The organism is Undibacterium sp. Ji42W, assembly GCF_049340405.1.
Taxonomy (GTDB): domain Bacteria; phylum Pseudomonadota; class Gammaproteobacteria; order Burkholderiales; family Burkholderiaceae_D; genus Undibacterium.
On record NZ_JBMPOV010000005.1, the window covers coordinates 19,981 to 41,067 of the forward strand.

Consider the following 21,087-nt stretch of genomic DNA (forward strand, 5'->3'; position numbering starts at 1 on the left):
AACCGCTCTCAACGCAAACCATTCACCGTCGCATCCTTGGGATAGCTGATCGTGTAGTCGGCCCTGAGCTTCAATTTCTTGCCTGCTTCCAGCGGCAATTGCCAGGCGATGATGCCGGGTTGTTTGTTCCAGCTGCTTTGTGTTGCGTCAGGCGTAAACTTCGTCTCTACCTTGATGTCTTCATGGCGCGCTATTGGTGAGGCTTCCAGTACCTGCAGTGTGACCGCAGTCTTGTGATTGTTTTCTATGACATAGGAGTTGGTATATTTCTTTTCTATGCGACTGTTGATGAAGCCCTTGTTCGCATCATCACGCAGCTCTGGTTCCACTTCGACCCTGACCATATTGTCACGGCCAAAGAAGAGTTCCAGTTTTTCCTGGCTGCCAAAAGCCAGCTGGCTTTGGCCGATAAAATCATTGTCGCGGTATAACTGCAGATTGCCGCTCGGCCATGAGCCGGCAGGGCGGGCGGCATTGGCCAGCAGGTAAGCCTGGGCCTCCTGTTTAGGTTGCACGCGCACCAATACCTGCGCATCAATGATCTGGCTGCCCAACACAAAACCGGTTTTCTGACCATCGCTGTTCAGGCTGATTTTGCCTGGCACCTGGAATTCTGCCGCATATTCACTCTGGAATACGCTGACATCAAAACTGGGCATCTCGGCTCCTCTATAATCACCGGGAGCGGCAACAGCCATAACAACAGGAGCAGGCGGTGCCATCATCACAGGCTGCACGCGTTGCGTTTCTCTAGGCAAAGGCGGGATGATGCTCAGCGTCCATGGTGAAGGTGGATACAACTGGCTGGACTGATCAGGCTGTGAGGTTGATAGCTTGAGGTTGATACCATTCCAGTCTTCACCACTATTCTGGGCAACCTGGGCATGGCGTTCAAGTCTGACCTGTGATTTGGCTGTGTCCAGATAGGCGCGATATACCGGCGTCCAGCCCGCCTGGCTTAAGCGATAAGAGAGTTTCACTTCACCTTCGTTTTGTGCCGACAGGCGGATCTGCACACTGCGTACTTGTGGATTGGCCTGCATCTGCCTGCGTTGTTCCGCCAGCAGGGGTGTCAGTTGCAAGTCCAGATCATTCAAGCGTTTTTGTGCACTCAAGCGGCGTTGCAAGGCATCTTGCCCGGTGCGGCGTAATTGTTCTGCGGTAGCGACAAGTGCTGTATTGCTGCCCGATTTTTCATTGCCAAAGTTTTTCAGATAGCCTATTACCAGTTCTTGGGCTTCACTCTCTGCACTGATGCTGGCTTTTTGTTCCTGTAACTCACGTATGCGTAAATCCAGGCCAGTGTTTGCACATTCCGGCGCACGTACCCTGTCCACTGTTTGCACGCTGACGTCACCTACTTGTATGCCAGCATCGGCCTGCACCTTCAGGGAATCGACATCAAAGCGGGCAGACAGGCAATTGAGCTTCAACTCCCTGGCACCAGCGGCTACCCTGGCCACTCTTTCGACGTTGGCACCACCGGGATAGACCAGGACATTGCTGATCTTTGAATTTGCAGGGTTTTGTGCCAGCGCGAGTTGTGGCAACAAGGTGGCAAGGATGATGATTTTCTTTTGCATGGGTATTCCTGATGAGACGCGATCGATCTTCATTGATGATGGTTTTTGCAAGTATCGCATTAATTATGCAATTGGCAAAATTGGCTGGTTGTTGCTTGGCCTTGGGTTGTGCGGGGCGAGTACTTCAAGGCAGCATATTCTGCGCCTCGTGCGCGCCCACATATTTGCGGTAGATTTTGAGTAAAGTACCATCCTGCTGAATCGCCCTGATCAGCATGCCCCATTCATGCGCTTCGGCGTGGGTAAAGCGCGCTTTGCTGATGCCCAAATTACCCACGGCTTGCAGATTGCTCTTGTCCCAGTCTGCCATGCGCACAGAATTGGGATTGACCCTGGCATTGATGTAAAACTGGAAGACTCCGGGATAAGTAGTGACTGCTGCAACCTCGCCCTGCATCAAGGCATTGACCAGATGTGCTTCGTCGGCATATACCCTGACCCTGTCTTCCTGGGCCCAGGCAGCGATCAGGGGATCATAAAAGGCACTGTGTACGAAACCCCTGACGACACCAAATTTAAGTGAACGGGCTACCTGGAACTGCTCCAGCGTATGCAAGGTAGTCGGCGTTGACGGCCCGAGCAAAATGACATGGTGGCTGCGCACGTAGGGAAATAACCAGAGCTGTTCTTCTCGCTCGGGCGTGCTCAGTGTGGCGGTCATCATGTCGATGCGGCCAGCTTTTAATTCTAGCCAGGTGCGTGCGCGTGGTTGCACTTTTGCATCGAAAATACAGCCGCTGCGCTTGCTGAGTTCATCTACCAGATCGCGGTCTATGCCATTGCCCGCAGCGATGCCGCGCTCGGATTTGAAATAGATGCCAAGTTCTATAAAGTCCAGTTTAAGTGGTTGTGGCGGGCATTTGGGAGCGGCTGTCACTATATTGCAAACAAAGCAAAATGGCAGCAGGCAAGCAGGAAGGTAGCGATTCAGCATTTGTCACCATCGAAAATACCTGTCAACACTGGCAGCACAGCGAATTCCAAGGCTGTTCCAGTAGATTTTTAGCATATCACTTGTCTGAAAAAATGATGCTTTTGAAATGTCAAGCTTTGAAAAAATGAGGGGAAAAAATACACTTTAAGGAATTTGCACGCGATGGCAACATACTTGATATTGTCTAAAAAATATCCTGATACATTTTTCATGCACACGCCGTATACTGTCGGGCTTGCAATAAGCGTCATAGTCAGCGCAACAACAAGCGTCACAAAAAGCCATCGCCACATGAAAGTAGCCTTATGAGTAAATTGTTTTCCGCCGCTTGCGAAAGAAACAGCACACCTATCCTGCAAACCATAGAGCCGTTTTTGAGTGGCAGCCACGCCGTGCTGGAGATAGGTAGCGGTACTGGTCAGCATGCGGTGAGCTTCGCACGGCAACTGGCCCATCTGCAATGGCAAACCAGCGACAGGCAGGAATACCATCCCAGCATCATCGCCTGGATGGCAGAGGCCGCTTTGCCCAATCTCTTGCCGCCATTCGAATTGAATATCAGTATCAGCCCCTGGCCAGAAAACCAGTTTGACGCCGTCTATACTGCCAATACCTGCCACATCATGGCATGGGAAGAAGTTGAACTCATGTTCGCAGGAGTATCAGCTTTGCTGAGTACCGGAGGCTTGTTTCTTATCTATGGCCCCTTCAACTATGCAGGTGAATTTACCAGCGAAAGCAACAGGCAGTTTGATGCGTCACTCAGGCAACAGGCTACGCACATGGGCATACGCGACATTGAAAAGATCATTGCGCTGGCGAATCAGCATGGCATGCAGGCGCAGCAAGACATCACCATGCCGGCCAATAATCGTTTGCTGGTGTTGGTGAAGTAGCTGCGGGTTTGTAGAAATATCGGCTGTAGGGTGCGCCGTGCCCACCATTTCAGGAAATTAAACGTTGCTGTATCGGTGCGCACGGCGCACCCTACTGTGTGGTAAAGATTATTCAGCCGTATTCAAATGCGCGGTGATCACCGCATGCGCAATCAGATCCAGCGCCGGTCTGGACTTGCCCTGTTTGTCTGTCCACACCTTGGGTGTCAGCGCCCCCGACAGTGACAGGCTGTCGCCATCACCGAGGCCCAGCAAAGTATTGCGTGTTGCATCATTGAAGGCAATCACATTACAGATGATGAATTCACCATCATCCGTCGCAGCGCGCACCTTGCAGGTGACATAGACAGAACCGTTTTGTCCTGAGCGTTCTTCGACCTGGCCGTAAATGCGTCCGGCGATGAGTGCGTCTATCATGGATGTTTCTTTCGTGTGTGTTGGTGAGTTTGACTTTTCCCGCGAACATACACGCGTTTGGCTGGCGATACAAGTCACTGGACTGCACTTTGATTGGCGATCCAGTGATATGACGCTGATTTACTATTTTGCCTGGCTCTTGTGACTAATAACTGACAGTCAGGTTGTTTGATGTATAGGCAGCGTATCCGTAAATAGCAATATAAAAATCCCCGGCTGGTGGTGTGCCAACGGTGAAAGATTCATTATTGCCATCCAGGTTTGGACGAATGTCCCATTTGTTTAATGTTGGATAGCCACCCCAGCGAAAATACACATCGCCATCGCCAGCTTGCGTGCTATTCATATTTACACTCAATTTACTTTTTCCAGCAGGAACAGTGATCTTGAAATATTTCCAGCTACCCGTTGCACCAGAAATGCCTTGCACGGTTTGGCCATTGATCAATACCTGCGTAGGTGGCAGGGTATCCATTTTATAGGCGCGTATTTTTGCATCATAGCCAGTGCTGGCATTGGCGCTATGCCAGCCAACTAAAAAATTGCCCGCCATATCCATTGCGACTTTACTCGCTGCTGAGCCATCGCCATTCGGCGTGCTGACAAAAAATTCATCGGCAACCGGTGTTCCGTCACTCCTGAACTGCTTGGCTTTGATGGCAGCTTTAGAAGCCGGGACTGAGAGTTCATCGTCAGTATTCCAGGCGGCAACAAAGCTGCCATCATCCATCATTGCTGCAGAGAGCGATGGTTCTCTTGGCAAGGCGGTTGTGTTGACCCGAATAGCATCATTCACAGGATTGCCATATTCGTTATATCTTTGTATGTAAGAATTCCAGATGTTGGTATTGGGCTGATTATCGTTCCAGGTAACGATAAAGCTTCCTGAGCCGTTCATCGCAATTTGTCCACCAGTTTGTGTGCCCACCGTATTCAGGTGCACGGTTGCTGGTGCTGTAATGGGGGCGCCGGAAGCATTAAATCGGCGTATCCATATATCAGGCACGGAAGAAAGTATATTCATCCAGGTGACGGTGATGTTACCGCTTTCGTCAATGGCTAAGTCACTTCCACCTAAATATGCTCCATTGGTGGATTGGGCGACAGTGATAGCATTACCAATCTGAGCGCCGGTTGCCGTGTAGCGTTTTAAAAATAGTGTGGAATTAGAGCCCGCATATTCAGAATACAGCACGGCGAAACTTCCATTGGATGCCATGCCAACTGCACCCCCTGCGTTTGTAAATGAGCTGAAGCGTATAGGCGCGGTAATCAGGCTGCCGTTGCGATCGTACAGGTTAATAAAATAGCCGGGTTGAGAAACACTTTGTGATTGGGACATGACTGCAAAATTCCCAGAGCGGGTTGTCTTGATGCCATAAGCCCGTTCAAGCTGAAGCAGCATCTTGATCGGCGAGAGTATGCCCGCCGTATCAACGCGTTGTACATAGTAGGTGCTTTGTGTTTCATCCCGCCATAGCACCAGCTTTTCACCGGTAGGGTTTGCCGTAACACCTACCATCAATTGGTTGCCAGGCAAATAGGTATTGACAATAATGGCATCACTTACAGCCTCAGCGTGGGCTACGTGAGAGAACAGTGCTGCGCTAGCTACGCAAAGATGCGAAGTAAAATTTTTGAATTTCATGAGGGCCTTTCGTGGTTTTGAAGTGGAATGAGTCAGATACATACAAGCAGATGGTTTGATGATTTGTTGCGTAGGGAGAATTGGTAAAATTAAAACATTGGTACATTAACATTAAAAATGTTTTTTATGCAACCCGTTCTTATTTGCGTCTTTTTTTGCCCGACCCATTCAACAAACTCACCTCATTCAAACCGGCAAGCCACTCAGCCCACGCCTACTGAACTACTTCCTCCAGACACCCGCTGTACCACCACCCTGGTTGCAATCCTCTCCGTCATTTCCTGCACATGCGATATCACTCCCACCTTGCGGCCCTGGGCTTGCAGGCTGTCGAGCGCATCCATGGCGATGCGCAGGGTGTCTGCATCGAGACTACCAAAGCCTTCGTCGATGAACAGGGATTCGACCTTGATGCGGTTGCTGGACAGTGATGCCAGGCCCAGCGCCAGGGCCAGCGATACCAGGAAAGATTCGCCACCAGACAGTGAATGGACAGAGCGCTGTTCATCGCCCATGTCCTGGTCGATGACCATCAGTGCCAGCGTCTCTGCCACGCGTTGCAGGCGGTAGCGGCGTGAGAGCTGGTGCAAGTGTTGATTGGCATAGGCGAGCAAGACATCCAGCGTGATTTGCTGGGCATAGTTGCGGAATTTTTTGCCGTCTGCTGCGCCTATCAATTCATTCATCTGTGCCCACAGGCGGGTCCGGCTTTCTTGCTCCTGCATGTCGGCGATCAGGCTTTTGGCTTGCTGGTGACGCGCTTCGTCCTGTGCCATGGCGAGTTGATGGCGGCTGTATTCTTGCTGTGCCTGTTGGCGTTTATCACTGACATTGTTGAGCAGGGATCGCAAATGCTCACTCTCGCTTATTGCAGATACTGCAATCTCTCGCTCTTGTTCGTCTTGCTTTTTCTCCGCCCGATTCTGCTCGGCTTCTGTTTCAGTAAAACGGAGTGGAGCAGGGCGTTGTAACAAGTGCTGCTGCCTTTGCTGGCTGCGTTCACGGAGTATAGTTGCTGCTTGCTGGACTGCATTGTTGATGGCTTGCATGGCCTGGCGTTCTGCATGGATCCAGGCATGTGGATGTGTCAGCCATTCACGCAAGTGTGCTTCGTCCAGATTTTCTATAACAGCTTGCTGCTGCGTTATCCACTCCTTCAGTTTTTCATGGGTGATGTGCAGTTCCTGGCTTTGCTGGGTAATGCGCTTGCTGATTTGTTCCAGTGCTTCATGCAGGCGTGCCAGTTGCTGGCGTACCTCATCATGCGTTTGCAGTTGGGTTTGCAGCGTCGCTTTTGCCAGATTGATGACCAATGTGAATTGCGCTTCCACCTCGCTGACTGCGCGCCCCTGGAATAATTCCTGCCGTTTGGCCAGTTGCTGTTTTAATGCAATATCGGCATCCAGATAGCGTTTGTTGTTGCTGGAAAATTGTTCTTCCAGTTGCTGGGTTTGTGCTTGAAGTTTATCGATTTCCAGCTGCAGCTTCGCCAGTTGTTCAGCACTCTGGCTGGAGGCGAGTTGATGGCTTTGCCATTGTTGTACATGGATTGCGCACTGGCTCTGGAATTCTAGCGGTGAGGCATGCCAGTTGTCTTGCCAATTGTTGCCATCATCTGGTTGCGCTGAAAATGCCGGTGCTAACTGGGCCAGGGCTTCATCCAGTTTTTGACTGGCATCCTGTTCCTTCTCTGTAGCTTGTGTCAGGGCCGTAGTGAACTGTCCAAGGGCATGGATTACTGCTGTGTGGCTGTCTTTATGGTCTTGCAGGGTGCGGCGTACTTTTTCTGTATTGGCAAATGTCTCCTCCCTGGCTTTGGTTGCCTGCTGATAAGCTTGCTCGGTTTTAAGCAATTGTTGTAGTTGTTCTTGCAAGCCAGTTTGTTGCTGGCTTAACCAGGTGCTGACTTGTTCATGATCGATTTTCGCAATCCGCAATTCATTGACGATGCTGTGCACTTGCCATGCATTTGTTAGGATCTTTTCCTGTTGCTGCAACAGCATCAGGTCATGTTGAAATTGTTTTTGCTGTTGTTGATATTGCTTTTGTTCAGCCGTTGCAGTTGCAAGTAGCTGGCGCTGGTCTTGCTCGGCTTGCTGACACTGTTTGAGTTCGTTTTCCAACTGTACCAGCAAAGCATGCAATTGCTGGTTGCCGGTTTTGTAGGGATGTTCGATTGCCCCGCAGACCGGGCAGGCTTGTTCGTCTTGAAGGGCATTACGCAGGCTTTCTACATTGGCATTGCAGGCGGTCTGGGTCAGTTGCAGACTTTTCTGCGCTTGCTCTTTTGCAGCAATCAGGCCGGGTAATTGAGCGTTGATTTGGGTGATGGTTTTATCTGTAGCAAGCCTGCTCATTTGGTTGGCTTGCTGCTGGGTTTCCACAGCCTGTTTGCGTTGTACCTGTTCATACATTTGCTTGTGCAAGTCAATAGCATTACTTAAAAGTTCGCGCCTTTGATCAAGTGCAAGTCTTTGTACCTGCATGCCGGGCAGGTCAAATTGTCCCAGTGTTGTTGCTGCTTGTTCGCGTAATTTTTCTGTAGCTCCCCAGCTTTGTTCGCTTGCCTGGAGTTGTCGAGCGCGTTCTGCCAGCAATTGTTCTTGCTTGTCTTTATGTTTTTGCAGATCAAGTATGCTTTGCTGCTGGTAGCTGGTATCTTTTTGGGCTATTGCTGCCTGCTTCAATAATAATTCCCATGCTGTCCAGTTGTCGGCCAGGCGTTGCAAGCCCGCATGCCGGGTCAACCATATTTGCAGGTCTTGCTGTTTCTTGTGCAGTTGTGCCAGGTCAGCCTGTTTGCTTTTATGCTGCTGCGTTGCTGTTGCCAGCGCCTGCTCTGACTGTGCTTGTGTCTGTTGTGCAGCCAGCCAGTTACTGTGCAAAATGTTCAGGCTGCTGTCGAGCGCCTTGGCTGCATCCAGCAAAGGTGTTGCTTCTTGCAGCGCATGTTCGGCTTGCTGTAATGCTTGCTGTGCTTGTGTCAGGGCCAGATGTTTTTCTTGTGCGCTGAGCGTGCCTGTCTGTATATTGTTATGGGCTGTGGCAATTTCTGCCTTGCCTTGGCTGATTACCTGTTGCAGGCGTTCGAGTTCTGTCAGCAGTGGGCGTGCAGTTTGTATGCTTTCTATTTTTTGCAGATAAGCGGCTCTTGTTGCGGCGGCTGTCTTTTCCTGTTCGTGAATTTGCAATTGCTGCTGTGCTTGCTGTTCGCCCTGTAGCAGCTTGCTGTCATCGGCATGCCAGCGCAAATGTGTTTGCAGCTCCGCGAGTTGGGTGTCCAGTTGTTCCAACTGGGTTTTGCTGACGCTCAGGTCTGTCTCTAGTTGTGTGCGCTCTTCTGCGCTAAGAGGTTTGTTGTCTGCCAGGCGCACATGAAAGCGGTCCAGCGCTTCGCGTTCCAGCTTGGCGCGGGCAAAGGCACGTTGTGAAATTTGCCCGTAGATGTCACTGCCAGTCAGCGTTTCCAATAATTCGCCGCGGTCATTGTCGTCGGCTTTTAAAAAGCTGGAAAACTCGTTTTGTGCCAGCAAAACGGCGCGTGTGAATTGTTCAAATTTAAGGCCAAGGCGTTTGATGATTTCTTCCTTGACCTCGGTTTTCTTGCCGCCTATGGGCTGCAGTTGCGGTAACTGATGCAGTGACATGGTGGTCGGCTGCAAGATGCCTGAGGCTTTATTGCGTGAGCGGCGCACGCTCCAGCGCGAGCGATAGGCATTGCCATCAGTGCCGACGAAATCCACTTCAGCATAGCCTTCTCCAGTGCCGCGCCTGAGCAGGTTGCCGGTATCTTGCTGGGTTACCGCATCGGCACCATCCGGTAATTTTGCCGTGCCTGCCTTAATCAGGCGCGGCGTGTTTTCATACAGGGCCATGCACAGCGCGTCCAGCAAGGTGCTCTTACCCGCGCCAGTTGGGCCGCTGATGGCAAACAGGCCGGCCGATTGCAAGGGTTCTTGCGTGAAATCAACGGCAAATTCACCTGCGAGAGAAGCCAGGTTTTTACCGCGGATGGCGAGTATCTTCACTGTGTGTCCTCGCCATGCAAGAGTTCGCCAAAAGCCTGCAGCATGCTACCCGGTGCATCTTGCTGGTATTTGCCTTGATACAGGCGGCGGAAGATGTCTTCTGGATGCAAGCGGTCCAGCGTATCCTGCGTTGCCTGTTCATCGCTATTGTCATCCTGTGCTTTGCCCGGGTAATGCGTATCTATCTTGAGCAAGCGCAAGGGCTTGCTCAAGATATAGCTTTCTATGCGTGCACGCAGGCCGGGTTCTGGTGCCTCCAGCTTTACCCTGACTTCCAGATACGGATCATATTCTGTGCCTTTGCTGGTATTAACGATGCCTGCCATATCGAGGCTATCAAGTGCATCCAGCACGGCAGGCAGGGGTGCTGCCTGTTTGGGGATACGCAAAAGCTGTACCGTGCGTGGTACGTGCAGTGGCGTTACCTGAGTGAGTTTGTCATCCTCGATATCCACACACAAAACCTGATGCTGGTAATCGACTTCAGAAAAAGACAGGGGGAGGGGGCTGCCGCAATAACGCAAATGTTCTTGCTTGCCGACTCTTTGGGCCAGATGCAGATGACCCAGTGCAACATAAGTAATTTCATTGCCGAACATGCTGGCAGACAAAGCCTCAGTGCCGCCGATGACGATGCGGCGTTCAGAGTCTTCTGATGTTTCACCACCTACCATATGGCAATGTCCCATGGCGATGATGGCCTGGCCAGGCTGGCGCAGGCTGAGTGCATGCGCCGCCACATCCTTGTATAGCTGGGCGATGCCCGCCGTGTAAGGATCACTGACATTTTCTACCCGAGGTACGTCGCCAGGTCGAAGGAAGGGCACTGCCAGGCACCAGGCGACAATTTCATCATTCTGCCGTAATGGCAAGACCATGGCGGCTACATTGATGCTGCCATCCGCCAGGCGCGGCACCATACCTATGACGCTGATGTCCATGCCATCCAATAGTGGGCCGGGTGCTTCCAGCCTGCCGGGTGAGTCATGGTTGCCTGCAATGATAGCGATATCTAGTTTGGGCAGGCGCGCCTTGGCTTGCTGCAGGAAGCGGTAAAACTGTTTTTGTGAACTGGCAGACGGGTTGGCATTATCGAACACATCACCGGCGATCAGCAATGCATCTGCCTGTTGCTGTTCGAGTGTAGTGATGAGCCAGTCCAGGAAATGCTGGTGTTCCAGGCCGCGTTCGGCGCTGTGCAGGGTTTGGCCCAGGTGCCAGTCTGAGGTGTGGATGAAGCGCAAGAGTTTTCCTTAGCCTATGCAAATACAGGTGGGCATGGTATGCCAACGCAGGCAAGTGTAACTGTTTTTTATAAGCTGATGTAGCGTGTACGCTCAGGCTTTTGTCCTGCGCGATTTGCGCATCTTCAGGATGGCGCTGCCCAGTGTCTTGCGCCAGGCCTGGTTTTTTACGCACTGGTATTCAACATATTCCGTGACGGCTGGGCCCCAGCGGGTTTTTGATACATCCTCACCCACCGATAAATTGACGCGCTTGAAGTTCTGCGTAAATGACCATTGTATGATTTCTGCCAGCAAAGTCGTCATGACGCTGTAGCGCGCAAACTTCAAGTCATAGCCTGAATAGTAGAGATACAGTTCTTCGCCCATGGCAAATGCGAGGCGCATGGCAACCACGCGTCCATCGAGTTCCAGGCTGAACAGGCGCATGCGCTGGCCAAAATCATTGTCCAGCAAGCTTGTGATGAAGGCGCGATGTTTTGGAGCGGCAAAATAGTCGGGGTGTTCTACCGTATTGGTGGCACCTGCGCGGGCCGCGTGCAAGGCATAAAATCCAGCCATTCTGGACTTGATTTCATCGCCGCCTTGCCAGACTTGCAGCTTCAGGTTCAGGTTATCCCGCGCCAGTGAGTTATAGCAGTGGCGTAATGATTCCTTGATATTGCGTTTGAGCCCGGATTTAAAACTCGCCCAGCTCTCATCCAGATGCAGGATGTAGTTGGGTATCGCTCTGGCTTCCAGTGAATGCACTGCAGTATTGCAGGCCAAAAAATGCGTCGCATGCTGTCTGGTGTGGATGACCTGGAATTCGGTCAGGCCAAAGGTTTCCTGGCGTGACAGATCTTCCCATTGCTGCAAGATGGTTTCAGTGTAGGCGGGCAAGGCCAGCGGTACGCGTATTTCCGTCAGATTGGGGTCTGAGCCAAAAGGGCGCACATAACGGTAGATGAACACGCTGTGCAGTCCGACATGGGTATTTGTCAGCGGCATCACCGCAACTAGCTGCCCTTGCTCATGCAGAGTGCAGATCGCAAGTTCATCCTTGTGATACCAGGAAGAGTCTGAAAAAACCTGCCACCAGGCGTGGTTCCAGTCATAAGTCTGAAAAGGCAGCAACTGCGGTACTTGTTTTTCCAGCAGCCGCCATGAAGCCGCCAGGGCTTCAAATTCTGCATCTGTGTTGACAACAAGTTTTGTGAGGTTCGACATCTATGGATAAATCTTGTGCTTCGTAAGCTGGCTATAAAATGATATCAGGAGATTGTTAAATACTTTGTCGCAATAAGCTCAGGTTGGGGTTTATGCCATGTAACGCCAGTAATTGCAAGCTTGCAACCATGTTTGGCGCTATTTTGAAGCATCAATGTCAGGGATGTATGGTGTTTTGTGTAAGTAGAACTTATATTCATGTCCGCCTGTCTTACTAAAAGATTTAGCTACAACGATGCAGCATCTGCCAATATCACCCTCATCACACCTCAGGTTAATGATCCATGTCAAAAATTCGTCAAGCGCTTAGAAGTTTGTTGCCCAGGCTGCTACCAGTATTTGCTATCGGCCTCACACATTTGCCTGTGCAGGCAAATGAATCCGCTACTATAACGGCGCAGGCCATCATCGACGTCAATAAACTCGCCAGCGAAGAAATGGCTGGTCGTGCCACAGGCACCAAGGGCAACACGCTGGCAGGTGACTACATTATCAGCCGCCTGCAGCAATTGGGCCTGACACCATGCAAGGACAATTTTGTGCATGAGTTTGAATTTCAGACCCGTCAGGGTGCCAGCCGCAAAGGTAAAAATATTATTGCCTGCAGCCCCGGCAGTATGAGCGGGCATGCAACGGCACCTGTGCTGGTGATTACGGCGCACTATGATCACCTTGGTGAAAAAGGGGGCAAAATTTATTACGGTGCCGACGACAACGCCTCCGGCGTGGCAGCGGTATTGGCGATCGCTGCTGCCATGAAAGAAAATCCATCTCAGCATGACCTCATGGTCATCCTTTTTGATGCTGAAGAGATGGGACTGAGTGGCTCACGAGCTTTTGCGGCCACGCCTGTCATGGATATGGCACGGATAGGCTTGAACATGAATTTCGACATGATAGCCCGTGGTGACAAGGGTGAGCTGTATGCCAGCGGGGCCTACCATACACCGGTACTCAAGAATTTGCTGGTCAGTCTCGACGGCACGCAGGGCGTGAAGCTCAAATTTGGTCATGACAGACCAGAACAGGGCCAGGATGACTGGACCAGGCAATCAGATCATCTGCCTTTCTTCCTGGCAGGCGTGCCGCACATCTATTTTGGTGTCGAAGACCATGCCGATTACCACCAGCCTACAGATACGGCAGACAAGATCAATCCCCAGTTCTATCTTGGTGCGGTGGATTTGCTGACCAAAGCCAGCTACCTATTGGACCAGGCGATGTTGACGACAGATTTCAGGAACAAGAACAAAGACTTGAAGGCGGCGCATAACGGCGCGAATTAAGCAGGTAAGAGAGAGGGGTGCCTGCACTCCAGCCTGCATCCCTGCATGCTGGAGTGGGTGAAACTACTAAACCTACTTAATGCCTGATCCCTGCTTAGTCACGCAGGCTCATGACGATGCGCAATACATACCAGAACATCAGGGCAACGGAGGCAAACAACTGCAGTGCAGCACCGACATAACGGTCTTCAGGATAGTGGTTGATGACATTGGATGCATCATACAGGATCGCTGCACCGGCAAAGGCGACCATGGCTACGCTGAAGAACAGACCTAGCTGGAAGCCAAAGATCATGCCGCAGGCGATCAGGATCAGGGCAACCAGTCCACCCCATTTCAAGACACTGCCGAGGAAAGAAAAGTCCTTGCGCGACACATAGGCAACACCGACCAGGCCTACAGTTGCCAGTATGGTCACCAAGCCAGCATTGGCGATGGCACCGGGTGCAAACTTGTTGGCGACATACAGCATGGGGATGAAGATAATTGCTTCAGCCACGATGTAGATACCCAGCGCCGCATATTGCAGTGGCAAGCTTTCTACCGTGTGTGCTGCGCGCGATGCCAGCCAGCCTATCAACATGAATGCGCCCAGGATCAGGAACCATGGCAGGTGGCGCATGGTTTGTGCCATGACATCGGCAATACCGGATTTAAACAAAATGACTTCAACGGCAGTGAACGCCAGGATTGCGCCGCCGAGATGATTAAAAGTCTTGCTGATAAAACGCTCACGCGCTGGTCCGTAACCTTGCTGGGTGCTTGCCAGTTCCATGGATGTTCCTATCGTAAATGTGATGAGTATTGCCTGAGTAAAATTTTACTGAGCAAGCTTGATTAACAACCTGTTCAAAAACAACCTGTTCAAAAAAACTGCAAAGTTTGCAAGTTTCAGGGGATTTTATCTGAATACACAGAAATTAAGAAATTCATGTTTCAAAGTGTTTCAAGTTGTTGCTTATGTAACACCTATTTGGTTTCCATTATTGTTTTTATAGGCAATGAAATTTTTGCTTATAGGTGGTAAACATTTCATTTCCAGGTACATTCTGATACATAAGCCAAATTCGCGTGTTTTTTAAGCAAATAAGCGCAATACATCGCAGAAAATTACCTGTTCCAGCATCAAACTTCGTGTAACTTACGTCTATAATGCCCGCAGCAAAAAAAGCGGGTTTTTTATTGACATCATTGCACGTTCCCCCCCATGAATACACTCATCTGGTTTGTCATCCTGTACTGGGTCATCTCTGTTGGCATCGGTTTGTATGCCGCCCGTTATGTCAATAACTCCAAGGACTATGCAGTTGCTGGCCGCTCATTGCCCATGTACGTGGTGACCGCCACGGTATTCGCCACCTGGTTTGGCTCGGAAACGGTGCTGGGCATTTCATCCACCTTCGTCAAGGAGGGTTTGAAAGGTGTAGTGGCTGACCCATTTGGCTCTTCCTTGTGCCTGATTTTCGTCGGGCTGTTCTTCGCGCGGCCTTTGTACCGCATGAACTTGCTGACCATCGGCGATTACTACCGCAATAAATTTGGCCGTACCGCCGAAGTGCTGGTGACCCTGTGTATCGTGGTGTCTTACCTCGGTTGGGTGGCTGCCCAAATCAAGGCGCTAGGCCTGGTGTTCAGTGTGGTATCCGGAGGTTATATTACTAACGAGTGGGGCATGATCATCGGTGCAGGCAGCGTGCTCATTTATACCCTGATGGGCGGCATGTGGTCGGTGGCGATTACTGACTTTTTGCAAATGATCATCATCGTGATTGGCATGTTGTATATAGGCTGGGAAGTCTCGGGCATGGTTGGCGGTGCCAAAGTCGTTATTGAACATGCAGCAAATGCTGGCAAGCTGGAATTCTGGCCCCAGCCTACGGCCAAGGAGTCGCTCTGGTTCTTTGCCGCCTGGATCACCATGATGCTGGGCTCGATACCGCAGCAAGACGTATTCCAGCGCGTGGCCTCATCCAAGAATGAAAAAATTGCCGGTAATGCATCGGTGTTAGGCGGCGTATTGTATTTCTGCTTCGCCTTCATCCCCATGTTCCTCGCTTATTCAGCGACGCTGATTGACCCCAAGATGGTCGAGGGCCTGATTGATAAAGACCCGCAACTGATTTTGCCTACCCTGATCATGACCAAGGTACCTATGTTGGCCCAGGTGATGTTCTTTGGTGCCTTGCTGTCGGCGATCAAGAGTTGCGCCAGTGCTACCTTGCTGGCACCGTCAGTGACCTTCTCTGAAAACATCCTGAAACCCTTCTTTCCTAAGCAAAGTGACAAGCAATTCCTGTTCATGATGCGTGTGGTAGTGTTGGTGTTTACGGCAATTATTACTATTTTTGCCATGAATACCCAGTCCAGCATTTATAAAATGGTGGAGAATGCCTACAAAGTGACTTTGGTTGCTGCTTTTGTACCGCTGTCCTTTGGTCTGTACTGGAAGCGCGCTACGACCCAGGGTGGCCTGGCGTCTATCATTCTTGGCATCGTCAGTTGGGTCAGTATGGAAATTTTTGCCCCGGAAGGCTTGTGGCCGCCACAATTGGTGGGTGTGCTCATGAGTGTGACAGGCATGGTAGCTGGGTCTTTGCTGCCGCAATTTATACAAAAACGGCTGGCAGTTTGATACTGGCTTTGGTCCCGGCATGATGCAATGCGCAAATTCTGATCAAAAACCTTTATAATTCAGGGTTTTATCAGTTTTTTTAGGGCTACGCCATGCCGATTTATGCTTACCGTTGTGAAGAATGCGGCTTTGCCAAGGATGTACTGCAAAAGATGTCTGAAGAGCCGCTGAGTGTTTGTCCTACCTGCGGCAAGTCTTCTTTCCGCAAGCAAGTGACTGCTGCCGGCTTCCAGCTCAAGGGCTCGGGCTGGTATGTGACTGACTTCCGTAATGGCTCTGGCGGTGGCGCCGCTGCACCAACAGCACCAACTGCTGACGGTGGTGCAGCAACGTCGACAAGCCCGGCTCCGGCGGCAACGCCAGCGGCGGAGTCAAGTGCGCCTGCCCCTGCCAGCGATGCTGGCAAGGCTGCCTGATTTGCTCTTTATCCCTTATTATTGCCGTTTAATTCACAAAGCTAACCATTACCATGCGTAAATACTTTATTACTGGCTTGCTGATTTTAGTACCCCTGGCAATCACGCTGTGGGTGCTGCATGCCATTATCAGTACCATGGACCAGTCCCTGTTGCTGTTGCCAGTTGAATGGCGGCCAGAAAAACTGGTAGGTTTCAAAGTGCTGGGCATAGGTACGATCCTGACCTTGCTGATCGTCTTTGTAACTGGTTTGCTGGCACAGAACTTTATTGGCAATTACGTCATCAAAGCCTGGGAAAGCCTATTGCAGCGCATTCCTATCGTCAGCTCCATTTATTCCAGCGTGAAACAGGTATCTGATACCTTGTTTTCATCATCCGGCAATGCCTTCCGCAAAGCCGTGCTGATTGAATATCCGCGCCGTGATTGCTGGACCATAGGTTTTCTGACCGGTGTACCGGGTGGCGATGTGGTTAATCACCTCAAAGGCGATTTTGTCAGCGTATACGTGCCGACAACACCTAACCCGACTTCCGGCTTTTTCCTGATGTTACCCAGGGATCAGGCCATAGAACTGGACATGAGTGTTGATGCCGCACTCAAGTATATTGTTTCCATGGGCGTGGTGGCTCCCGAGCATCTCCCCACCAAATAAATGATGTGGTTATCCACTGCATCAAATCATTTTTAATTTTGAATACAGACAGGTAAGAAATATGTCCATGCGTACCCAATACTGCGGCCTCACTACTGAGGAATTACTCGGCCAAACCGTCAGCCTGTGTGGCTGGGTGCACCGTCGTCGCGATCACGGCGGCGTAATCTTTATTGATTTGCGTGACCGCGAAGGTCTGGTGCAGGTTGTTTGCGATCCTGATCGCGTTGATGTATTTAAAGCTGCTGAATCCGTACGTAATGAATTCTGCCTGCGCATTACTGGCCTGGTACGCAGCCGTCCAGATGGCACTGGCAATAGTAATTTGAAATCCGGTAAGATCGAAGTGCTGGCGCATGAAGTGGAAGTCTTGAATCCTTCCGTCACGCCACCGTTCCAGCTCGATGATGACAACCTGTCTGAGACGACACGCCTGACCCACCGCGTGCTGGATTTGCGCCGTCCGCAAATGCAAAACAACCTGCGCCTGCGTTATAAAGTAACGATGGAAGTGCGCAAGTTCCTCGATGCGAACGGTTTTATCGATATCGAAACGCCAATGCTGACCAAGTCCACACCGGAAGGCGCACGCGACTATCTGGTACCATCCCGCGTCAATGCCGGCAGCTTCTTTGCCCTGCCACAGTCTCCGCAATTGTTCAAACAATTGCTGATGGTGGCTAACTTTGACCGTTACTACCAGATCACCAAGTGCTTCCGCGATGAAGATTTGCGTGCAGACCGACAGCCAGAATTTACCCAGATCGATTGCGAAACTTCGTTCATGAATGAACAAGAGATTCGCGACATGTTTGAAGGCATGATACGTCTGGTCTTCAAGAACACGCTGGACATCGACCTGCCAAATCCTTTCCCTGTCATGGAATACGCAGAAGCCATGGGCCTGTATGGTTCCGATAAACCAGACATGCGCGTCAAACTGCAATTCACCGATTTGACTGACGTGATGAAGGATGTCGATTTCAAAGTATTCTCCGGTGCCGCTAACATGGTCAATGGCCGTGTCGTCGGTATGCGTGTACCTGGCGGCTCCAACATGCCACGTTCCGAGATCGACGCATATACCCAGTTCGTCGCCATCTATGGTGCCAAAGGTCTGGCTTACATCAAAGTCAACGACAAGTCACAAGGCCGTGATGGCTTGCAATCACCTATCGTCAAGAACATCCACGACGCAGCATTGACAAAAATCCTTGAGCTGACAGGCGCGCAAGATGGCGACCTGATTTTCTTCGGCGCTGACAGGGCTAAAGTGGTGAACGACGCCATCGGCGCATTGCGCGTGAAAATCGGCCACAGTGAATTCGGCAAAGCCAATGGCTTGTTTGAAGATGTATGGAAACCATTGTGGGTAGTTGACTTCCCGATGTTTGAACATGATGAAGAAAACGACCGCTGGACAGCGACCCATCATCCATTCACAGCACCAAAAGATGGTCATGAAGATTTGATGGAAACAGACCCAGGCAAGTGTATCGCCAAGGCCTATGACATGGTTCTGAACGGTTGGGAACTGGGCGGCGGTTCTGTCCGTATCCATCGTGCTGAAGTACAAAGCAAAGTGTTCCGTGCATTGAAGATTGATGATGCAGAAGCGCAATTGAAATTTGGTTTCTTGCTGGATGCCCTGCAATATGGTGCGCCTCCACATGGTGGCCTGGCTTTTGGCCTGGACCGTATCGTCACCATGATGACAGGTGCAGAATCCATCCGTGACGTGATCGCTTTCCCGAAAACCCAGCGCGCACAGTGTCTGTTGACACAAGCACCGTCTGAAGTCGATGAAAAGCAATTGCGTGAACTGCATATCCGTTTGCGTGCAGCAGAACCAAAAATTGCCTAACTTAGCTTAAGTAAGTCAGGTGCCTTTAATACGCAAGCCGGTTCAATAAACTGTGATCAATGAAAAGAGTATGCAAGTGAATAACAAGACAGCCTTATTTTTATTGTTGAGCAGCAGTTTGTTACTCGCCGCTTGCGGAGAAAAGAAAACCGAACTCGGTGAAGGGTCTTCCGAAGTGACAGGTGCTGCCGGCCCTGCTGGTGCCAAGGGTGCCAGCAAGACCCCGGTCAAGTGTGATGCACCTGTCGCGACCCTGTCACTGGTTGAGAACCCGAACGGCTACACCATGAGCAGCCAGTACAATCTGCCGTCTTCACCTGTGCCTTTGATACGTTTGCTGGCTCAGCAAAGCGGCTGCTTCCGCGTGGTTGACCGGTCATCTGGTTTGAAGGCTGTAATACAGGAACAGGAACTCAAGGACCAAGGCATTATCCGTAAAAATTCCACGGTGTCCAAGGGTAAGGGGTATGAAGCGCAATATACGATTACCCCCAGCCTGACTTTTTCCGAGAGCAAGGCTGGTGGCGGTATTGGTGCCATCATGGGCATGATCCCTTTCCTCAGGAATTTCACAGGATACGCAGAGAAGGTCAGCTTCAAGGAAGCACAAGTGGTTTTATTATTGACCGATAATGAAACCACCGAGCAACTGGCCGCCGCAACCGGCTCTGCCAAGACCACCGACCTGGGTATGGGTGGCCTCAGCTTTGGCGCAGCCGGTGGTGGCTTCGGTGCAGGCTGGAGCAATACCAATGAAGCCAAGGTCATCGTTGCGGCCTTCCTGGATGCCCACAATAAACTGGTGCCACAAGTCAGGCAATTGCAGGAAAAAGAAATGCCGCCGGCTGTGCCTGTGAAGAAATAAGTCTTCATTCGCGTTGTTATTTGTTTGACTTAAAAGGCCTGCTCTGCAGGCCTTTTTTGTATTTGCTGCGTTGCGCAAAAGATTCAGGCTGCATATTTATACATGCTGACAGCCAGCTAACTCACATGCGTTTGCCCCATATCTATGGCAATGCAACAAAAATCCTTCAATGTGAACTCTTGTTGCAAGAAAGTACGTGGGCTACAAAAATGCTATAAAGAAATATGTTGCTGACGTCAGGCTGCTTGCCAAGTGGGTACGTGTTCACTTAATAGGGAGAATTACTATGTATCAGGTTAAAAAAATGTTGCCGCTCAGTTTGATAATCGCTTTGTACGTGCCACTGGTTCAGGCAGCAGGTGATCATGGTTCTGAGGCTGAAGCGCAAGACATGGTCAAAAAAGCCGTCGCCCTGGTCAAGTCAGCTGGCGCAGAAAAAGCCTACAAAGTATTCACTGATCATCCCGATGGCGCATTCAAGGAAAAAGACTTGTACGTCTTTGTGTATGATTTTGAAGGCAATTGCCTGGCGCAGGGTGCGAATGCAAAAATGGTGGGGAAAAACCTCATGTCAATGAAGGATGTGGATGGCAATGCCTTCATCAAGGGCATGATAGACCTGGTGAAGACCTCCACCAAAGGTTGGTATGGCCCCTACAAGTTCAATAACCCAGCGACGCAGAGTTATGAGCTGAAGCGTTCCTATTGCGAGCGCGGCGCTGGTGACAGCATGGTTTGCGTGGGCACTTACTTCGAGAAAAAATAAGGCATACTGACCAGGTTGGCGAAAATATCTCCAGGCAGCGTTCGTGTAGTTTTAGCGGCATTCTATTGAGCATATTGCTCAAGGAGTGCCGTTTTACTTTGCGGTATCAATATAGATGTGCCAAAGGCGTTAGAATGGTGGTTTTGAAAACACCGGATCATCACTTCGGCCTGGCATGTCAACGCATAAAATCCCTGAATCTGTCCTGGTAGTCATTTACACCGCTGCACTTGATGTTCTCTTGCTGGAACGCGCTGACAAGGCGGGATTCTGGCAATCTGTCACAGGGTCGAAAGATACTGTGGATGAGGCGTGGCAGACCACCGCTATCCGGGAAGTGGCTGAAGAAACCGGTATTGATGCCCTGCAGTTCGACTTGCAAGATTGGGGTTTGACCAATATCTATGAAATTTACCCGGTGTGGCGCCATCGCTACGCACCAGGTGTGACGCAAAATACCGAGCATGTGTTTGGCCTGTGTGTCAGCCGCGATGTAACAATCAGGCTGGCACCGCGCGAACATCTGCAATATATGTGGTTGCCATGGCAGGATGCAGCAGATAAGTGCTTTTCCGCATCGAATGCAGAAGCCATACTGCAACTGCCAAAGCTGATCCAGGTTTAACAAGCTAAAGGAAGCCAC

18 protein-coding genes are annotated in these 21,087 nt (G+C 50.8%); 10 read left to right on the forward strand and 8 right to left on the reverse strand.

What is annotated here, in order from left to right; translation table 11 throughout:
* Nucleotides 1-8: 8 nt before the first annotated feature.
* Together ACO0LG_RS12140 and ACO0LG_RS12145 are read right to left on the reverse strand one after the other, a co-directional pair.
* A complete protein-coding gene (locus ACO0LG_RS12140) occupies nucleotides 9-1,583 on the reverse strand; it encodes a DUF4139 domain-containing protein (RefSeq protein ID WP_423026627.1) in 1,575 nt (524 codons plus the stop codon).
* 124 nt (nucleotides 1,584-1,707) lie between these two features.
* Entirely contained in the window at nucleotides 1,708-2,460 is a 753-nt protein-coding gene (locus tag ACO0LG_RS12145) for a substrate-binding periplasmic protein (RefSeq protein ID WP_423026629.1), read from the reverse strand.
* Between the two features lie 20 nt (nucleotides 2,461-2,480).
* Between ACO0LG_RS12145 and ACO0LG_RS12150 the strand changes: the two genes are divergently transcribed.
* Both ACO0LG_RS12150 and ACO0LG_RS12155 read left to right on the forward strand, forming a co-directional pair.
* Nucleotides 2,481-2,645 (forward strand): hypothetical protein, encoded by a 165-nt coding sequence (locus ACO0LG_RS12150; RefSeq protein WP_423026631.1) that lies wholly within the window; start codon nucleotides 2,481-2,483, stop codon nucleotides 2,643-2,645.
* A gap of 177 nt (nucleotides 2,646-2,822) precedes the next feature.
* A complete protein-coding gene (locus ACO0LG_RS12155; protein WP_423026633.1) occupies nucleotides 2,823-3,413 on the forward strand; it encodes a DUF938 domain-containing protein in 591 nt (196 codons plus the stop codon).
* Between the two features lie 108 nt (nucleotides 3,414-3,521).
* Here ACO0LG_RS12155 and ACO0LG_RS12160 read toward each other — a convergent pair whose 3' ends face one another.
* The 5 genes from ACO0LG_RS12160 to ACO0LG_RS12180 form a co-directional block, all read right to left on the reverse strand.
* Nucleotides 3,522-3,830: a single-stranded DNA-binding protein gene (locus ACO0LG_RS12160; RefSeq protein WP_423026635.1), complete on the reverse strand. Its 309-nt coding sequence runs from the start codon at nucleotides 3,828-3,830 to the stop codon at nucleotides 3,522-3,524.
* Nucleotides 3,831-3,975: 145 nt separating this feature from the next.
* Entirely contained in the window at nucleotides 3,976-5,478 is a 1,503-nt protein-coding gene (locus ACO0LG_RS12165; RefSeq protein WP_423026637.1) for a PPC domain-containing protein, read from the reverse strand.
* 203 nt (nucleotides 5,479-5,681) lie between these two features.
* Complete coding sequence (locus ACO0LG_RS12170; RefSeq protein WP_423026639.1) at nucleotides 5,682-9,506, reverse strand: SbcC/MukB-like Walker B domain-containing protein; 3,825 nt, start codon at nucleotides 9,504-9,506, stop codon at nucleotides 5,682-5,684.
* A complete protein-coding gene (locus ACO0LG_RS12175; protein ID WP_423026641.1) occupies nucleotides 9,503-10,750 on the reverse strand; it encodes an exonuclease SbcCD subunit D C-terminal domain-containing protein in 1,248 nt (415 codons plus the stop codon). The genes ACO0LG_RS12170 and ACO0LG_RS12175 overlap by 4 nt, the downstream gene beginning before the upstream one ends.
* 93 nt (nucleotides 10,751-10,843) lie before the next feature.
* Nucleotides 10,844-11,959: a GNAT family N-acetyltransferase gene (locus ACO0LG_RS12180; RefSeq protein WP_423026643.1), complete on the reverse strand. Its 1,116-nt coding sequence runs from the start codon at nucleotides 11,957-11,959 to the stop codon at nucleotides 10,844-10,846.
* Between the two features lie 284 nt (nucleotides 11,960-12,243).
* Between ACO0LG_RS12180 and ACO0LG_RS12185 the strand changes: the two genes are divergently transcribed.
* Nucleotides 12,244-13,245, forward strand: a complete 1,002-nt coding sequence (locus ACO0LG_RS12185) for a M20/M25/M40 family metallo-hydrolase (protein ID WP_423026645.1) — start codon at nucleotides 12,244-12,246, stop codon at nucleotides 13,243-13,245.
* A gap of 94 nt (nucleotides 13,246-13,339) precedes the next feature.
* Here the strand turns inward: ACO0LG_RS12185 and ACO0LG_RS12190 are convergent, their stop codons facing one another.
* Nucleotides 13,340-14,020, reverse strand: coding sequence for a Bax inhibitor-1/YccA family protein (locus ACO0LG_RS12190; RefSeq protein WP_423026647.1), 681 nt, complete (start codon nucleotides 14,018-14,020; stop codon nucleotides 13,340-13,342).
* 432 nt (nucleotides 14,021-14,452) lie between these two features.
* Here ACO0LG_RS12190 and ACO0LG_RS12195 point away from each other — a divergent pair, with 432 nt between their 5' ends.
* The 7 genes from ACO0LG_RS12195 (at nucleotide 14,453) to nudB (ending at nucleotide 21,069) form a co-directional block, all read left to right on the forward strand.
* On the forward strand, nucleotides 14,453-15,877 hold the full coding sequence (locus tag ACO0LG_RS12195) for a sodium:solute symporter family protein (RefSeq protein ID WP_423026649.1): 1,425 nt from the start codon (nucleotides 14,453-14,455) through the stop codon (nucleotides 15,875-15,877).
* Between the two features lie 92 nt (nucleotides 15,878-15,969).
* On the forward strand, nucleotides 15,970-16,293 hold the full coding sequence (locus tag ACO0LG_RS12200; protein WP_423026651.1) for an FmdB family zinc ribbon protein: 324 nt from the start codon (nucleotides 15,970-15,972) through the stop codon (nucleotides 16,291-16,293).
* Between the two features lie 53 nt (nucleotides 16,294-16,346).
* Nucleotides 16,347-16,949, forward strand: coding sequence for a DUF502 domain-containing protein (locus tag ACO0LG_RS12205; RefSeq protein ID WP_423009111.1), 603 nt, complete (start codon nucleotides 16,347-16,349; stop codon nucleotides 16,947-16,949).
* 61 nt (nucleotides 16,950-17,010) lie between these two features.
* Entirely contained in the window at nucleotides 17,011-18,813 is a 1,803-nt protein-coding gene (aspS, locus tag ACO0LG_RS12210; RefSeq protein ID WP_423026653.1) for an aspartate--tRNA ligase, read from the forward strand.
* 76 nt (nucleotides 18,814-18,889) lie between these two features.
* Nucleotides 18,890-19,678 (forward strand): CsgG/HfaB family protein, encoded by a 789-nt coding sequence (locus tag ACO0LG_RS12215; RefSeq protein WP_423026655.1) that lies wholly within the window; start codon nucleotides 18,890-18,892, stop codon nucleotides 19,676-19,678.
* A gap of 286 nt (nucleotides 19,679-19,964) precedes the next feature.
* The gene (locus ACO0LG_RS12220; RefSeq protein ID WP_423026657.1) at nucleotides 19,965-20,444 is read left to right on the forward strand and encodes a cache domain-containing protein; all 480 of its coding nucleotides are present in this window, start codon (nucleotides 19,965-19,967) and stop codon (nucleotides 20,442-20,444) included.
* A gap of 175 nt (nucleotides 20,445-20,619) precedes the next feature.
* A complete protein-coding gene (gene nudB, locus ACO0LG_RS12225; RefSeq protein ID WP_423026659.1) occupies nucleotides 20,620-21,069 on the forward strand; it encodes a dihydroneopterin triphosphate diphosphatase in 450 nt (149 codons plus the stop codon).
* Nucleotides 21,070-21,087 lie beyond the last annotated feature (18 nt).

Coding starts and splice junctions, on each gene's coding strand:
- ACO0LG_RS12140 (WP_423026627.1), bottom strand. CDS start 1,583: ATGCAAAAGAAAATCATCATCCTTGCCACCTTGTTGCCACAACTCGCG.
- ACO0LG_RS12165 (WP_423026637.1), bottom strand. CDS start 5,478: ATGAAATTCAAAAATTTTACTTCGCATCTTTGCGTAGCTAGCGCAGCA.
- ACO0LG_RS12155 (WP_423026633.1), top strand. CDS start 2,823: ATGAGTAAATTGTTTTCCGCCGCTTGCGAAAGAAACAGCACACCTATC.
- ACO0LG_RS12195 (WP_423026649.1), top strand. CDS start 14,453: ATGAATACACTCATCTGGTTTGTCATCCTGTACTGGGTCATCTCTGTT.
- ACO0LG_RS12185 (WP_423026645.1), top strand. CDS start 12,244: ATGTCAAAAATTCGTCAAGCGCTTAGAAGTTTGTTGCCCAGGCTGCTA.
- ACO0LG_RS12220 (WP_423026657.1), top strand. CDS start 19,965: ATGTATCAGGTTAAAAAAATGTTGCCGCTCAGTTTGATAATCGCTTTG.
- ACO0LG_RS12180 (WP_423026643.1), bottom strand. CDS start 11,959: ATGTCGAACCTCACAAAACTTGTTGTCAACACAGATGCAGAATTTGAA.
- ACO0LG_RS12205 (WP_423009111.1), top strand. CDS start 16,347: ATGCGTAAATACTTTATTACTGGCTTGCTGATTTTAGTACCCCTGGCA.
- ACO0LG_RS12190 (WP_423026647.1), bottom strand. CDS start 14,020: ATGGAACTGGCAAGCACCCAGCAAGGTTACGGACCAGCGCGTGAGCGT.
- aspS (WP_423026653.1), top strand. CDS start 17,011: ATGTCCATGCGTACCCAATACTGCGGCCTCACTACTGAGGAATTACTC.
- ACO0LG_RS12200 (WP_423026651.1), top strand. CDS start 15,970: ATGCCGATTTATGCTTACCGTTGTGAAGAATGCGGCTTTGCCAAGGAT.
- nudB (WP_423026659.1), top strand. CDS start 20,620: ATGTCAACGCATAAAATCCCTGAATCTGTCCTGGTAGTCATTTACACC.
- ACO0LG_RS12150 (WP_423026631.1), top strand. CDS start 2,481: ATGGCAGCAGGCAAGCAGGAAGGTAGCGATTCAGCATTTGTCACCATC.
- ACO0LG_RS12160 (WP_423026635.1), bottom strand. CDS start 3,830: ATGATAGACGCACTCATCGCCGGACGCATTTACGGCCAGGTCGAAGAA.